Source organism: Paraburkholderia kirstenboschensis, assembly GCF_904848585.1.
GTDB lineage: Bacteria > Pseudomonadota > Gammaproteobacteria > Burkholderiales > Burkholderiaceae > Paraburkholderia > Paraburkholderia kirstenboschensis.
The window spans coordinates 674,951-689,239 of record NZ_CAJHCR010000002.1; the positions used below are offsets into that span (position 1 = coordinate 674,951).

General features: G+C 62.1%; 13 protein-coding genes. 9 read left to right on the forward strand and 4 right to left on the reverse strand.

The features are described 5' to 3' along the window. Positions 1-41 precede the first annotated feature (41 nt). From JMY24_RS09450 to acs, 3 genes are all read right to left on the reverse strand, one after another. Positions 42-2,060, reverse strand: a complete 2,019-nt coding sequence (locus JMY24_RS09450) for a sodium:solute symporter family protein (RefSeq protein WP_128595277.1) — start codon at positions 2,058-2,060, stop codon at positions 42-44. Between the two features lie 4 nt (positions 2,061-2,064). Next, positions 2,065-2,484, reverse strand: a complete 420-nt coding sequence (locus JMY24_RS09455) for a DUF4212 domain-containing protein (protein WP_128595276.1) — start codon at positions 2,482-2,484, stop codon at positions 2,065-2,067. A 138-nt stretch (positions 2,485-2,622) separates the two neighbouring features. Then, positions 2,623-4,605, reverse strand: coding sequence for an acetate--CoA ligase (gene acs / locus JMY24_RS09460; RefSeq protein ID WP_128595282.1), 1,983 nt, complete (start codon positions 4,603-4,605; stop codon positions 2,623-2,625). Positions 4,606-5,014: 409 nt separating this feature from the next. On the opposite strand from acs, the gene JMY24_RS09465 reads away from it, so the two are divergent. The 9 genes from JMY24_RS09465 to JMY24_RS09505 all read left to right on the forward strand — a co-directional run bounded on the left by JMY24_RS09465 (position 5,015) and on the right by JMY24_RS09505 (position 12,858). Beyond that, complete coding sequence (locus JMY24_RS09465; protein ID WP_128595275.1) at positions 5,015-5,908, forward strand: DMT family transporter; 894 nt, start codon at positions 5,015-5,017, stop codon at positions 5,906-5,908. Positions 5,909-6,350: 442 nt separating this feature from the next. Next, on the forward strand, positions 6,351-6,917 hold the full coding sequence (locus JMY24_RS09470; protein WP_236597357.1) for a TIGR00645 family protein: 567 nt from the start codon (positions 6,351-6,353) through the stop codon (positions 6,915-6,917). Positions 6,918-6,969: 52 nt separating this feature from the next. Continuing rightward, the gene (locus JMY24_RS09475; RefSeq protein WP_128584388.1) at positions 6,970-8,493 is read left to right on the forward strand and encodes a fumarate hydratase; all 1,524 of its coding nucleotides are present in this window, start codon (positions 6,970-6,972) and stop codon (positions 8,491-8,493) included. Between the two features lie 184 nt (positions 8,494-8,677). Further along, the gene (bfr, locus tag JMY24_RS09480; protein WP_020069969.1) at positions 8,678-9,157 is read left to right on the forward strand and encodes a bacterioferritin; all 480 of its coding nucleotides are present in this window, start codon (positions 8,678-8,680) and stop codon (positions 9,155-9,157) included. A gap of 137 nt (positions 9,158-9,294) precedes the next feature. Then, entirely contained in the window at positions 9,295-10,182 is an 888-nt protein-coding gene (murI, locus tag JMY24_RS09485) for a glutamate racemase (RefSeq protein WP_128594757.1), read from the forward strand. Positions 10,183-10,401: 219 nt separating this feature from the next. Next, positions 10,402-10,638 (forward strand): (2Fe-2S)-binding protein, encoded by a 237-nt coding sequence (locus JMY24_RS09490; protein WP_128584386.1) that lies wholly within the window; start codon positions 10,402-10,404, stop codon positions 10,636-10,638. Positions 10,639-10,920: 282 nt separating this feature from the next. Next, positions 10,921-11,655, forward strand: coding sequence for an energy transducer TonB (locus JMY24_RS09495; protein ID WP_201701911.1), 735 nt, complete (start codon positions 10,921-10,923; stop codon positions 11,653-11,655). A gap of 26 nt (positions 11,656-11,681) precedes the next feature. Then, positions 11,682-12,413 carry a MotA/TolQ/ExbB proton channel family protein gene (locus JMY24_RS09500; RefSeq protein WP_027779251.1) on the forward strand — a complete coding sequence of 244 codons (732 nt, stop codon included), beginning with the start codon at positions 11,682-11,684 and terminating at the stop codon, positions 12,411-12,413. A gap of 25 nt (positions 12,414-12,438) precedes the next feature. Continuing rightward, entirely contained in the window at positions 12,439-12,858 is a 420-nt protein-coding gene (locus JMY24_RS09505; RefSeq protein WP_020069974.1) for an ExbD/TolR family protein, read from the forward strand. Between the two features lie 384 nt (positions 12,859-13,242). Here the strand turns inward: JMY24_RS09505 and JMY24_RS09510 are convergent, their stop codons facing one another. Then, positions 13,243-14,238, reverse strand: coding sequence for a LysR family transcriptional regulator (locus JMY24_RS09510; protein ID WP_128594755.1), 996 nt, complete (start codon positions 14,236-14,238; stop codon positions 13,243-13,245). Positions 14,239-14,289: the final 51 nt, after the last annotated feature.

Sequence of the window (14,289 nt, forward strand, 5' to 3'; positions counted from 1 at the left end):
GCAAACTTCGAGCCGTTCGCTACACCCTCGCGCAAACCCCTCTATGGATGCCGGATATAGTCCACCAGCGCCACCGTATAAGCATCCGGTTTGCGGTCGAAAAGGCTTACGCCGATCGCCACCAGAAAGCCCGCCGGCACGCCGAACACGCCCGAGCTGATCGGCTCGATGCCGAACCACCGCGGTCCCGCGAAGCCCGTCATCTGCGTGAAGAAGGGATAGGTCGAGACGATGTAGTAAATGCACACGAGTAGCCCCGCCAGCATGCCGGCCACCGCGCCGAGCCGCGTCGTCCGCTTCCAGAACACGCCGAGCACCAGCACCGGAAACAGGCTCGACGCCGCCAGTGAAAATGCCGCGCCGACAAGAAACAGAATGTTGCCCGTGTTGAGCGACGCCACATACGACGCGAACAGCGCCACCCCGAGCAGCAGAATCTTCGAAATGGTCACGCGCCGCTGGCTCGACGCTCCCGGGTCGACCATGTGGTAATACACGTCGTGCGATAAGGCGTTCGCAATCGTGAGCAGCAAACCGTCAGCCGTGGAAAGCGCCGCGGCCAATGCGCCCGCCGCGATCAGGCCTGACATCACGTACGGCAGTCCCGCAATCTCCGGCGCGGCAAGCACCACCATGTCGGGCTGCATCTGGATCTCGCTCCATCGCACGATGCCGTCGCCGTTGGTATCCGCGAGAGTGATCAGGCTCGGCTCCACCTTGCGCCATTGCGTGAGCCATTGCGGCAAATCGGAAAAGTGATGACCGACCAGGTTCGTCAAGATCTCGTATTTGATCAGCACCGCGAGCACCGGCACGGTCACATAAAACAGTGCGACGAAAAAGAGCGTCCAGCCGACCGAGCGTCGCGCGGAAGCCACCGACGTCGTCGTGTTATAGCGCGTCAAAATATGCGGCAAGCTCGCCGTGCCGAGCGACAGGCACAGCAGCAACGAAAGAAAGTTGCGCTCGTGCATGCGCCGGTCTTCGTCGCTCGCTGTGGGGAACGGCTCGTGCATCGGCAACGGCGCGGAGGCGCGCATCAGCATCTCGTCGCGCTGCTGGGTCCAAACGATCTGCGCGGCGGCGGCATCGCGCGGAAACTGCTCGAGCGCTTTCTCGCGCTCCTTGATCTCGCGCAGCGGACCATTGCGTCGGCGCAGATCGGCCACTTCCTGTGTGAGCCTCAGCTTCTGCGCGACGAACGAATGCGGCAGCATGTCGAGCCGCTGCTGCATCAGCGCGGCTCGGCGGCGATAATCGTCGCGCACGGTCTGCTCGAGCGGCTCGTCGCGCACCTGCTTCTCGAGGCTCTCCATACGCTCCATCAAACGGCCGTAACTGAATTGCGGCACCCAGCCGAGGCCGTCCTTATGCGCGATCATCGAAACAGGAATCAGGATCGCCGCAATCAGGATGATGTATTGCGCAACCTGAGTCCAAGTCACCGCGCGCATGCCGCCGAGAAACGAACACACCAGAATGCCCGCGAGTCCGCAGAAAATGCCGACGGCAAAGTCGACGCCAATGAAGCGCGTCGCAATCAGACCGACGCCCTGAATCTGCGCGACCAGATAAACGAACGAACACAGAATCGCCGACAACGCCGCGAGGCCGCGCACGGCGTTGCTCGAAAAACGTGTGCCGAGGAAATCGGGAATCGTGTAGCGGGCGAGCTTGCGCACGTATGGCGCGAGCAAAAACGCAACGAGGCAATAGCCGCCTGTCCAGCCCATCAGATAGGCCAGACCGTCATAGCCGGTTGCGTAGATCGAACCAGCCAGGCCGATGAACGAAGCCGCCGAAAGCCAGTCCGCCGCCGTCGCCATGCCGTTGAACGCGGACGGCACGCGCCGCCCCGCCACATAATATTCGACGAGATCCGAAGTGCGCGACAGCAAGCCGATCACCGCGTACACGGCAATCGGCACGAACAGGAACACATAGCCGATCCACATGCCCGGCCCGGTCGTGCGCTCGATGCGCCACATCACATAGATGAAAAGCAGGAAGCCGAGCGTGTAAAACGCATATGAGCGGATCAGCCTGTTCGTGAGCTTCATCGGCTCAGGTTCCGCGCACGCCGGCATCGGCGGCGGCAGTCGGGCTTGCAGCGACACTTGCGCTTAAAGCGGCATCGGTATCGCCAGCGGTATGAGTGTCGGCCTCGAACGCGCGTTGCAAATGGCGGTCGGCCCGCTGCATCGACACGATGTACACGACGATCAGCGCGAGATAGATCAGGATCGCACCCTGTGCGCCGAAGTAAAACGGCAACCTGAAGCCGGCAAAACGCAGATGCGCGAGAGCGGGTGCCGCGAGCGGCAACAGGAACGATACCGCGAAGCCCACCGTCATCAAGGCCGCGATGAGCGCGAGATTGAAGCGCCAGTACTTCCGATGTGTGCGAGCAAGCGCCGCCGACACCGCTGGCGGTTCGGGCGCGGGATTCTGCGTAGCGTGAGAGGAGTGGTGAGGCGCGGCCATGCGCCTATGTATCAAAAAGGCACCGGGCAGGCAATCGGGATTGTCCGTGCGAGGGCCGAAACTGGCATCCGGCGAGGAGCGCATCCTTCGATACGCTCCTGCCTTTTCACCTGCAACGTGCAGGCAAACGCATGCCTTTTAGAGCGACTCGCCAAGCTGATCGAGGATCGCCGGGTTCTCCAGCGTCGACACGTCTTGCGTGATGGCCTCGCCCTTTGCAAGCGAACGCAACAGACGGCGCATGATCTTGCCCGAACGCGTCTTCGGCAGATTCTCGCCAAAGCGGATGTCCTTCGGCTTCGCGATCGGACCGATTTCCTTGCCGACCCAGTTGCGCAATTCGTTGGCTAGCTTGACCGCCTCTTCGCCTTCCGGACGCGCGCGCTTCAACACGACGAATGCGCATACCGCTTCACCGGTCGTTGCATCGGGACGCCCCACCACCGCCGCCTCGGCGACGATCGGGTTCGATACCAGCGCCGACTCGATCTCCATCGTGCCGAGACGGTGACCCGACACATTGAGCACGTCGTCAATGCGGCCCATGATCGTGAAGTAGCCGGTTTCCTTGTCGCGCACCGCCCCGTCACCGGCGAGATACAGCTTGCCGCCGAGTTCCTCGGGGAAATAGCTCTTCTTGTAACGGTCCGGATCGCCCCACACGTTACGCAACATGGAAGGCCAAGGCCGCTTCACCACCAGAATGCCGCCCTGCCCGTTCGGCACGTCCTGGCCGGTTTCGTCGACGACCGCCGCCATGATGCCGGGCAAGGGCAGCGTGCACGAGCCCGGCACGAGCGGCGTTGCGCCCGGCAGCGGCGTGATCATGTGGCCGCCGGTTTCCGTTTGCCACCACGTATCGACAATCGGGCAGCGCCCGCCGCCGACGTTCTCGTAGTACCACACCCACGCTTCGGGATTGATCGGCTCGCCGACCGTACCGATGATGCGCAGCGTCGACAGGTCGTAGCTCTTTGGATGCACTTTCGCGTCGGCTTCCGCGGCCTTGATCAGCGAGCGGATCGCGGTCGGCGCGGTATAGAACAGCGTTACCTTGTGCTTCGCGATCATGTCCCAGAAGCGGCCGGCGTTCGGATAGGTCGGCACGCCTTCGAACACGACCTGGGTGCCGCCGAGCGTCAGCGGACCATAAGTAATGTAGCTGTGACCCGTGATCCAGCCGATGTCCGCGGTACACCAGAACACGTCGGTGGACTTCCAGTCGAAGGTCCACTTCATGGTCTGCGCGGCCCACAACAGGTAGCCGCCCGTGCTGTGCTGAACGCCCTTCGGCTTGCCCGTCGAACCCGATGTGTAGAGGATGAAAAGCGGATGCTCGGCGCCGACCCACTCCGGCACGCATTGATCCGACTCGGCTTGCGCGATCTCGTGCATCCACAGATCGCGGCTTTCGTTCCACGCAATCTTGCCGCCGGTCCGCTTGTAGACGATCACGCTCTTGACCGCGTCGCAGCCGCCCATTGCGAGCGCTTCGTCGGCGATGTTCTTCAACGGCAGCGCCTTGCCGCCGCGCATCTGTTCGTCCGAAGTGACGAGCGCGACCGCGCCCACGTCGACGAGCCGCTCGTTGAGCGACTTCGACGAGAAGCCGCCGAACACCACCGAGTGCGTCGCGCCGATCCGCGCGCATGCCTGCATTGCGACAATGCCTTCAATCGACATCGGCATATAGATCACCACGCGGTCGCCCTTCTTCACGCCGCGCGTCTTCAGCGCATTCGCAAAGCGCGACACACGTTGCAGCAGATCCTGATAGGTGACGTTGGTGACGGTGCCGTCGTCGGCTTCGAAAATGATCGCGACGCGCTCGCCGTTGCCCGCCTCCACGTGACGGTCGATGCTGTTGTACGACGCATTCAACTGGCCGTCTTCGAACCACGTGTAGAACGGCGCTTTCGATTCGTCGAGCACCTTCGTGAAGGGCTTGTTCCAGCTTAGCGTCTCGCGAGCGAGGCGCCCCCAGAAGCCTTCGTAGTCTCGTTCCGCCTCGGCGGTCAGCGCATGGTAAGCGTCCATGCCGGAGATCGTGGCACCGGCCGCTGCTTCGGCGGAGGGCGGGAAAACACGGCGTTCCTGAAGAACCGATTCAATCGCAGACATCGACAACCCCTTGGTGAAGATGAAACGTAAAACCTGTGCCGGCGCGCCGTTGGCGCGCCATGTCATGTTGACGCCGCAATCAGACGCGATTGCACGCGCGTGTCTCCCGCCTCGCGCACCGGCCGTTTGAGGCCGCTGCGCCGCGGACCGTGCCGTCAGCCTGTGCCTATGCCGCAACGCAACATAAACACAAACGAGACAACGTCCGCTCTCGTGTTCAACCATAAGCGGTGCAACTTACCGGCCACTTACGCGAGCGGCATCGGCTTGCCCGCACAAACCCTTACGCGATTCGTACGACGCTTTCAACGAGCCACGCAATGCTGCGCCATTCGCGCACGTTACGCAGGTTACGCTGCGTTGCGAGCCCTAATACAATGCTAACTGAACTAGCTGCCCGGATTCCAGTTTGAATCGCTACTCCCTGCTTCTTATTACCTCGATGCTGCTCGTCGGCAGCAATGTCGGTATCGGCAAATCGATTGTCGAGTACGTCCCTGTTCCGCTGTTCGCGCTGCTGCGCTTCGTGATCGCAATGGCCGTGCTGTGGCCGCTTCTGCGCATCGCGAAACTGCGTCGCGTGAAGCGCGATGAATGGCTCAATCTGTTTTTGCAGGCGCTCTTCGGCACCTTCGGGTTTACGCTGTTGATGCTAAACGGCGTGCAGCGCACGAGTGCGGTGGCGGCTGGCGTCATCACGAGCACGATTCCGGCGGTCGTCGCGCTGCTGTCGTGGCTTATTCTCAAGGAGCGTCCCAACGGGCGCGCGCTTGCGTCGATCGCACTGGCCATTGCGGGCGTGGTCGTCATCAATCTCGCACATGTCAATGCGAGCGCGCACGGCGAAACATCGTTCACCGGCAATCTGATGGTGCTCGGTGCCGTGTGCTGCGAGTCGCTCTACATCATCCTCTCGCGACGCCTCACGCAAACGCTGGCACCTATCGACATCTGTGCATACACGCATATGTTCGGCCTGCTGTTGATGCTGCCGTTGGGCGCGACCGCGCTCGTCGATTTCGACTATCGCGCGGTGCCGCCCGGCGTGTGGACGCTGGTGCTGTGGTACGGACTGTCCGCAAGCATCTTCTCTTTCTGGCTCTGGATGAAGGGCATCCGCCACGTCCCGGGCAGTCTTGCGGGCGTATTCAGCGCCGTGCTGCCAGTCGCGGCGGCCATCTACGGCATTACGTTTCTCGGTGAGCGCCCGACGCTTGCGCACGGCGTCGCGCTTGCGTGCGTGATTGCGGGCATTGGACTCGCGAGTTTGAAAGTGAAGCGCGTACCGCCGGTCGCATCGTAAGCGTTGTGTCTATACGCTGGCGGCTGCGGCGCGGTGATGCACAGGACTCACGCAGCCGTTGCGTTGCGCAGGCCAGCGATTGCGCGCGCGCGCAATCGCCACCAGCTATGCTGCGCGGCCGCCCGTGCGTCTATGCTGGCGCCGCGGCCCCGCCCACGGGCATTGACGCTCGCGCCTCGACCGTGCCCGCCGCGGCGCAGCAAATCCGCCCAACGCTGTACAATAGCGCGCGCTGATGCGTGCGTTGCCGGCCCGCTGCCGACCCATAATGGGCTTGCTTCCCGCCCGTGCCGCGCCTTGCGCACCTCGCTTTGCGTGCCCGATCCGCGCGCGTGATTCGCACGCTGTCCGGCGCATTTGGTCCACGTTCCGTCACCTGCGTTCGATCCGATTCCTGCCTATGTCCGCTTCGCGAATCAATTCCCCGCGCCAACGCCGCCCCATGCGGCCGCTGCCCGTCATCATCTTCATGAGTCGCTGGCTGCAGGTGCCGCTCTATCTCGGGTTGATCGTCGCGCAGGCCGTGTACGTGGTGCTGTTCCTGAAGGAAGTCTGGCATCTTGTCACAGCGTCGATGACGCTCGACGAAACCAACATCATGCTGGTCGTGCTCGGTCTGATCGACGTGGTCATGATCTCGAACCTGCTGATCATGGTGATCATCGGCGGGTATGAAACGTTCGTGTCGCGCCTCGGTGTGGAGGGCCATCCCGACGAACCGGAATGGCTCGACCACGTGAACGCCGGCGTGCTGAAAGTGAAGCTCTCCATGGCGCTCATCAGCATCTCGTCGATCCATCTGCTGAAAACGTTCATCAGCCCGGACCAGAACTCGACGCACACCATCATGTGGCAGGTCATCATCCACGTCGCGTTCCTCCTCTCGGCACTGATCATGGCCTTCGTCGACCGGCTGACCACGCACACGCATCCGACTCATTTTCAGGAACCCGCGGATTTGCAGCCGCTGGGTTCCAGCGGTTCCACTCCCCTGAAAGCGCACGACTGACCGCACTGCCTGCGAACAGAAAAAAGCGCTACCGTCCCCACCGAGCTTAGCCATGACCGTCATCAAACAGGAAGATCTGATTCAGAGCATTGCTGATTCGTTGCAATACATCAGCTACTACCATCCGCTCGACTACATCCAGGCCTTGGGCCGCGCGTACGAACTCGAACAGAGCCCGGCCGCGAAAGATGCAATTGCGCAGATTCTCACCAACAGCCGCATGTGCGCCGAAGGCAAGCGTCCGATCTGTCAGGACACGGGCATCGTTACGGTGTTCGTGAAGGTCGGCATGGACGTGCGTTGGGACGGTGCGACGATGGGCGTCACCGACATGATCAACGAAGGCGTGCGCCGCGGTTACCTGAACCCGGACAACGTGCTGCGCGCGTCGATCGTGAGCCCGCCGGAAGGTGCGCGCAAGAATACGAAAGACAACACGCCGGCCGTGATTCACTACGAGATCGTGCCGGGCGATAAAGTCGACGTGCAAGTCGCGGCCAAGGGCGGCGGCTCGGAAAACAAGTCGAAGTTCGCGATGCTGAATCCGTCGGACTCGATCGTCGACTGGATTCTGAAGACCGTGCCGACCATGGGCGCGGGCTGGTGCCCGCCGGGCATGCTCGGCATCGGCATCGGCGGCACGGCTGAGAAAGCGATGGTGATGGCGAAAGAATCGCTGATGGACCCGATCGACATTCAGGACGTAATCGCACGCGGCCCGAAAGACTGGATCGAAGAACTGCGCGTCGAACTGCACGAGAAGGTCAACGCGCTCGGCATCGGCGCCCAAGGTTTGGGCGGCCTCGCCACCGTGCTCGACGTGAAGATCATGGCCGCCCCGACGCACGCCGCGTCCAAGCCGATCGCGATCATCCCGAACTGCGCGGCCACGCGTCACGCGCACTTCACGCTCGACGGCTCGGGCGTCGCCAAGCTCGAAGCGCCGTCGCTCGACGCATGGCCGAAGGTGCAATGGGAACCGAACACGGAGACCAGCAAACGCGTCGATCTGAACACGCTGACGCCGGAAGAAGTCGCTGCGTGGAAGCCGGGCCAGACGCTGCTGCTGTCGGGCAAGATGTTGACGGGCCGCGACGCCGCGCACAAGCGCATCGCGGACATGCTGGCCAAGGGCGAGAAGTTGCCGGTCGACTTCACGAACCGCGTGATCTACTACGTCGGCCCGGTCGATCCGGTGCGCGACGAAGCTGTCGGCCCCGCAGGCCCGACCACCGCAACGCGCATGGACAAATTCACCGAGACCATGTTGTCGCAAACGGGTCTCATCTCGATGATCGGCAAGGCCGAGCGCGGACCGGTCGCGATCGAGGCGATCAGGAAGCACAAGGCCGCGTATCTGATGGCCGTGGGCGGCGCGGCCTACCTCGTGTCGAAGGCGATTCGCAGCGCAAAGGTGCTTGCATTCGAAGACCTCGGCATGGAAGCGATCTACGAGTTCGACGTGCAGGACATGCCGGTCACGGTGGCGGTCGATTCGAGCGGCACCTCGGTGCACCAGACTGGCCCGAAGGAATGGCAGGCAAAGATCGGCAAGATTCCGGTCGCGACCGTCTGATTCGCCGCTGACGCGCATAGCGTGTCTTGAGAAGCCGGGGCCACGGTCCCGGCTTTTTTCATGGATGGCGCGCATCACGCGCATGCCCGGGACCGACGTCGAAAGATGTTCTGTTCTCTTGGCTTTTTAAGGCATGGCGTTTATTGTTGTTGGAAATTTGAAGTCCCCCCAAAAAGGAAAGATCATGCAAGGCGACAAGAAAGTTATCGAGTATCTCAACGCGCAGTTAAAAAACGAACTGACCGCGATCAACCAATACTTCCTGCACGCGCGGATGTATAAGCATTGGGGCCTCGAGAAACTCGGCAAGCATGAATACGATGAGTCGATCGGCGAAATGAAGCACGCCGACTGGCTGATCGAACGCGTTTTCATGCTCGACGGTCTGCCGAACCTGCAAGACCTGCACAAGCTGCTGATCGGCGAGGAAACGAAAGAAATTCTCGAATGCGATTTGAAGCTGGAGCAGATTTCGCAGAGCACCTGCAAGGAAGCCATTGCGTATTGCGAATCGGTTCGCGATTTCATCTCGCGTGAAATCTTCGTGAAGATTCTCGACGACACTGAAGAGCACATCGACTGGCTCGAAACGCAACTGGACCTGATCGACAAAGTCGGCATTCAGAACTACCAGCAAACCGCCATGGGCTCGGTTGAGTCCTGAGCGGACCGCGCGGGCACGCTCACGCGCTGGCGCACGTCCCAGCGCATACGAGATAGCATGCGCCGCCCTGACGATATACTTGCTCGCTCGCTTTCCCCAACTCTTCCTGAACGCCGCGCCGCCTGCCCCGATCGCCTATGCCCGAAGAATCGTCGTCTCTCAATGCGTCAATTGGCTCCCTGAGAGCAGATTCGCGCGCGCCGGTCGGCATTTTCGACTCGGGCCTCGGCGGGCTGTCGGTGTTGCGAGCGGTTCGGGCGCAGTTGCCTGACGAGGCGTTGCTGTACGTTGCCGATTCGCTTTATGCGCCGTACGGCGAGCGCGACGACGACTTCATCGCCGACCGCACGCTGGCTATCGGCGAGTGGCTCGTCAAACGGGGCGCGAAAGCGCTAGTCGTGGCCTGCAACACGGCGACCGCGCAGTCCATCGCGCTGGTTCGCGAGAAACTGCCCATTCCGCTCGTCGGCGTCGAGCCGGGCATCAAGCCCGCAGCGCTCCAATCGAAAACGCGGGTCGCCGGCGTGCTCGCCACGCAAGTCACATTACGCAGCGCGCGCTTTCAGGCGCTGCTCGAACGCTACGCCGCCGATTGCCGCTTTCTGTGCCAGCCCGGCCACGGGCTCGTGCAGGCTGTCGAGCGCTGCGACGTCGGTTCAGCGGAGCTGCGCGCGCTGCTGCGCGGCTATCTTCAGCCGATGCTGGACGCGGGCGCCGATACGCTCGTGCTTGGCTGCACGCACTATCCATTCTTCGACGCCGCGATTCGCGACATCGTCGGCGACCGGCTCGCGCTTATCGACACCAGCGTGGCTATTGCTCGCCAGTTGGAGCGCGTGCTCGAACAACACGGCATGCGCGCCGCGCGGCATACGGCGGACGCCGCGCTGCCGCGCTTCTATTCCACGGGCGACGGCACGCATCTGCGGCAACTTGTCGCCACGCTGTTGCACATTGACGCAGACGTCGAGCGCGTGCTAATTCCCTCGCGCCGTACGGTGGCGCTGTCCTCGCAACCGGCCTGAAAGCCTCCCCGGGCGCCGGTTCCAAAGCCTTCCTCGCGCTTTATGCGCCGCCTCGATCCCGTGTTTGGCGCCGCCAGACGCTCCTGCCTGGCCGCCGTCCGCATAGTCGAAACCCTTCTAAGAGTCTGGTTTTGTTACAAAAAACCGTTGGAGACGCTTGCCAAACTGCCCAAACAAAATGATAATAATTCGCATTAACGTTAGCTATGACGCCCTGCCATGATTGTCTGTGTCTGCAAGTCTGTTTCTGACCGAAAGATCCGTGCCTCGATCGCGGAAGGCGTCGATTCGTTCGACGAATTGCAATTCGAACTCGGCGTCGCCTCCTGCTGCGGCAAGTGCGCGGATTCGGTGCGCGACGTGATGATGCAAAGCGGCGTGTGCGCAAGCCGCTGCGGCTTCGAGCACCAACCGCAAGCCATGCCGATGACGTTTTACGAGCGCAAGGCGGCGTAACGTACCGTTCGAAGCGCGGCGCGGGCCATCTATCGGTGCCTGCGCCGTGTCGTTAGCCGCTGCTCACGCTGTTTCCGGTGCCGATTCAGCGCTTTTAGTTAATCCCACTGCCGTCAGCAAGCCAGTATCCCTGCCAGCCAGCTACCCGCTCACCCATCATTGGAGTTCGAGATGGAATTGCTGATTGGTTTCGTGACCACATTGTGTATTTCGCTGGTGATCTTCCGAACATGACGATGTTTTGTCAGAAGCGCTGCCTCGACAGCGCGCCGTCACGCTAACATGCAGGCTTCGCATACCGCTTTAGCCGGTGCCGCACCGGCTTCGTCCACCCGAATGAATTCCCGCGTCCTCACGGCGACCGCCGTGGTTGCGGCGGTGCACGTCGCGTTGCTGGCCGTCATCCTGACGCTGCGTCACGCCCCGGTCGAAGCAACCATCGAGTCGCACGTGATGACCGCCCAGTTGCTGCCGCCGGCGCCGGTTGCCGCGCCGGTTGCGATGCAATCGGTCGCGCCGCCCGCGCCGGCGCCGCCGGTTCGCACCAAGCCGAAGGTGCAGCCTAAGCCGACACCCACGCCGAAGCCGGCGCCGCTGCACGAGGCGCCCGCGCCGTCGCCGACGCCCGTGGCGGCTGCCGAACCGACGCCCGCCGCACCGCCCGCTCCGGCGGCGCCGCCAACGCCGGCCGCACCGGCCGCGCCAGCAATCGGCCATCAGACGATGGAAATCTCCGCGCCGAAAAACGTCTCGCATCTCGACTGCAACATCGCCAAGCCCGACTACCCGGCCCTCTCGCGGCGCCGCGGCGAAGCCGGCACCGCGTATGTCAGGTTCGTGGTGGGCCTAACCGGCAAGCTCGAGAACGTCGAGTTGAAGAAAAGCAGCGGTTTCAGCCGGCTCGACGACGCCGCGCTAGCCGCCGCGCATTCGAGCGCGTGCAAACCCTATCTCGAAGACGGCCAGCCGGTTCGGGCCGCGTACACCCAGCCTTACAACTTCAATCTCGAAGATTGAAGCGGATTTCAAAAAAAGGAATTGCAATGCAAAACTACGGATTGGCGCACGTGTGGGCGCAAGGGGATTTCGTCACGCGCGGCATCGCGCTCGCGCTGCTGGTGATGTCGGTGATGTCGTGGAGCGTGATCGTCATCAAAGGCTGGAACGTGATGCGTTTGAACCGCCTCACGAAAAACGCCGAGCAGGCGTTCTGGCATTCCGACGATCTCGCTGACGGCGTGAAGAAGCTCGGCGCCGGATCGTCGACGCCGCATGACAATCCGTTCCTCGCGCTCGCGCTGTCGGGCCAGGAAGCGGCCGATCATCATCACCAGACGCAGCCGCACCTGCACGACCGCATGGACGTGTCCGATTGGGTCACGCGCTGTTTGAAGGACACGATGGACGAGAGCGTCGCGCGCATGCAGAGCGGACTCGCGATTCTCGCGTCGATCGGCAGCACGGCGCCGTTCGTTGGTCTCTTCGGCACGGTGTGGGGCATTTATCATGCGCTGCTGGCAATCGGCGCGAGCGGCCAGTCGTCGATCGACCAGGTGGCGGGCCCGGTCGGCGAAGCGCTGATCATGACCGCATTCGGTCTCTTCGTTGCAATTCCGGCCGTGCTGGGCTACAACGCACTGACGCGTGCGAACAAGGCGATCGTCGCCAAGCTGAGCCGTTTCGCGCACGGCTTGCACGCATTCTTCGTGACGGGCGCGCGCCTGTCGTCGTCCAAACGCGGCGACGGCCTGCGTCTCGCGACTCGCGCGAACTGAAGCGCCAACTGAACGAGGCATACAGATGGCAATGAGCCCCTTCGCCGGCGACGATGACGACGGCCTGATGAACGAAATCAACATGACGCCGCTCGTCGACGTGATGTTGGTTCTCCTGATCGTTTTCATGGTGACGATTCCGGTGATCCGTCATGCGGTGAAAATCGATCTGCCGCATGCAAGCAGTCAGAAGGAAGACACCAAGCCTGCTCAGGTCACGGTCGCAGTCGACGCTGACGGTAACGTGCTGTGGAACGACAAGAAAGTGGACGAGGCCGAACTGAGCGCGAAAATTGCAGAGGCCGCGCAGGCGAATCCGCAACCGGAATTGCATCTCGATGCAGATCGTAAAGTGCCTTACGAAAAGGTCGCGCAGGTAATGTCCGCAGCGCAGGCCGGTGGCCTGACGAAAATCGGTTTTGTCACGCAACCCAAAGGCAAGTGAACGTTCTGAGTTCGGTGGGCGGCAGCATCCGGAAGTGAAGAAGAGCCCTTGAGACAAGGGCTGAAAAGTAAAAGGCCTTCATCGTCTGATGAAGGCCTTTTTTTGTGCGCGCTCGGCGCCTTCGGGCGGCGGGATTATTTGCCATCGGTCGAAGACTGCTGACTAGAATCACCGCATGCGACAGCCGTGCTCGACACGGACAGCGCGGTCAGCCCTATCAGGCCGGCTATCATAGCGGCCATGAGTTTTCGCATAAGAGACTCCTTAGCGAAGGGATTTCAATATAGCCCCATGAGCTCGCGCGCACAAGCAAACGGCCATTGAAAGTACTCATGACAGTCCGCGCTTCAATGCTAAAAGCGATGCTCCGAAGCCCGCGCTCTGCTAGGACGCCAAAGCGGCCGTCGCGCGCGCGGGAGCAAGCTGCTGGCGCGTTTCGGACGCCGGGCATTCCGCCATGATGTGCTTGCCTTCATCGGGATCGAGCATCTCCACCAGATAATCGACGAAAGCGCGTACGGCCGGCACCATTCCCTGGCGCGAGACGAATACGGCATACAACTGCGGCATCGGAAAAGTCCAGCCGGGCATCACCGGCGACAACTGGCCCGCGCGCAACGCGGCGCCGTACATCATCTCGGGCAATGCGGCGATACCCACGCCGCGGAGCACGGCTTCGCGAATCGTCAGCAGATCGGCGGTCACGAGACGCGGCTCGTGCTCATGCGCGTGACGCGTGCCGTCCGGCGCGATCAGGTTATAGACGTGCCGTCCGTCGCCCGTGGGCACGTCGAGCGTTTCGAAGCGCGACAGATCGTTCGGTTGTAAAGGCGGCGCATTCTGTTGCAACAGACTCGGCGCGCCGACCAGCATCTGCTGCGTACGCCATAGCGGACGCACGACAATGTTGGCGTTTTCCGGAGGATCGGAGCGCACGCGCAACGCGACGTCGATTGAATCTTCGAACAGATCGACCACGCGGTTGGTCACGCGCATGACTACGCGCACTTCCGGATAGCGATGCATGAATTCCGGCAGGATGGTCGACAGTATCGTCTGCGAAATCGTGACCGGCACGCTCACGCGCACCGTGCCGCGCGGCGACGAACGCAATTGCTGCACGACGTTGACGGCCGCCTGCGCCTCGCTCAACATCGCCTGGCAATGCTGGTAGAAAAGCTGGCCGGCCTCTGTTAGTGCGAGCTTGCGGGTCGAGCGCTGCAACAGCCTCACGCCGAGCGACGCTTCGAGCTCCGTCAAGCGGCGCGACAGGCGCGACTTGGAGATACCCAGCACACGTTCGGCGGCGGAAAAACCGCCATGTTCGACGACCTGCGAGAAATACATCAGGTCATTCAGATTGTGTGAATCGATCTTCATCTCATCGTTCCAGTAATAGAACAATCCATTGCGTGACAGCGGCTGGCACCC

Coding starts and splice junctions, on each gene's coding strand:
- JMY24_RS09450 (WP_128595277.1), bottom strand. CDS start 2,060: ATGAAGCTCACGAACAGGCTGATCCGCTCATATGCGTTTTACACGCTC.
- JMY24_RS09455 (WP_128595276.1), bottom strand. CDS start 2,484: ATGGCCGCGCCTCACCACTCCTCTCACGCTACGCAGAATCCCGCGCCC.
- murI (WP_128594757.1), top strand. CDS start 9,295: ATGCCCGAAGAATCGTCGTCTCTCAATGCGTCAATTGGCTCCCTGAGA.
- JMY24_RS09505 (WP_020069974.1), top strand. CDS start 12,439: ATGGCAATGAGCCCCTTCGCCGGCGACGATGACGACGGCCTGATGAAC.
- bfr (WP_020069969.1), top strand. CDS start 8,678: ATGCAAGGCGACAAGAAAGTTATCGAGTATCTCAACGCGCAGTTAAAA.
- acs (WP_128595282.1), bottom strand. CDS start 4,605: ATGTCTGCGATTGAATCGGTTCTTCAGGAACGCCGTGTTTTCCCGCCC.
- JMY24_RS09495 (WP_201701911.1), top strand. CDS start 10,921: ATGCAGGCTTCGCATACCGCTTTAGCCGGTGCCGCACCGGCTTCGTCC.
- JMY24_RS09510 (WP_128594755.1), bottom strand. CDS start 14,238: ATGAAGATCGATTCACACAATCTGAATGACCTGATGTATTTCTCGCAG.
- JMY24_RS09475 (WP_128584388.1), top strand. CDS start 6,970: ATGACCGTCATCAAACAGGAAGATCTGATTCAGAGCATTGCTGATTCG.
- JMY24_RS09500 (WP_027779251.1), top strand. CDS start 11,682: ATGCAAAACTACGGATTGGCGCACGTGTGGGCGCAAGGGGATTTCGTC.
- JMY24_RS09490 (WP_128584386.1), top strand. CDS start 10,402: ATGATTGTCTGTGTCTGCAAGTCTGTTTCTGACCGAAAGATCCGTGCC.
- JMY24_RS09470 (WP_236597357.1), top strand. CDS start 6,351: ATGCGGCCGCTGCCCGTCATCATCTTCATGAGTCGCTGGCTGCAGGTG.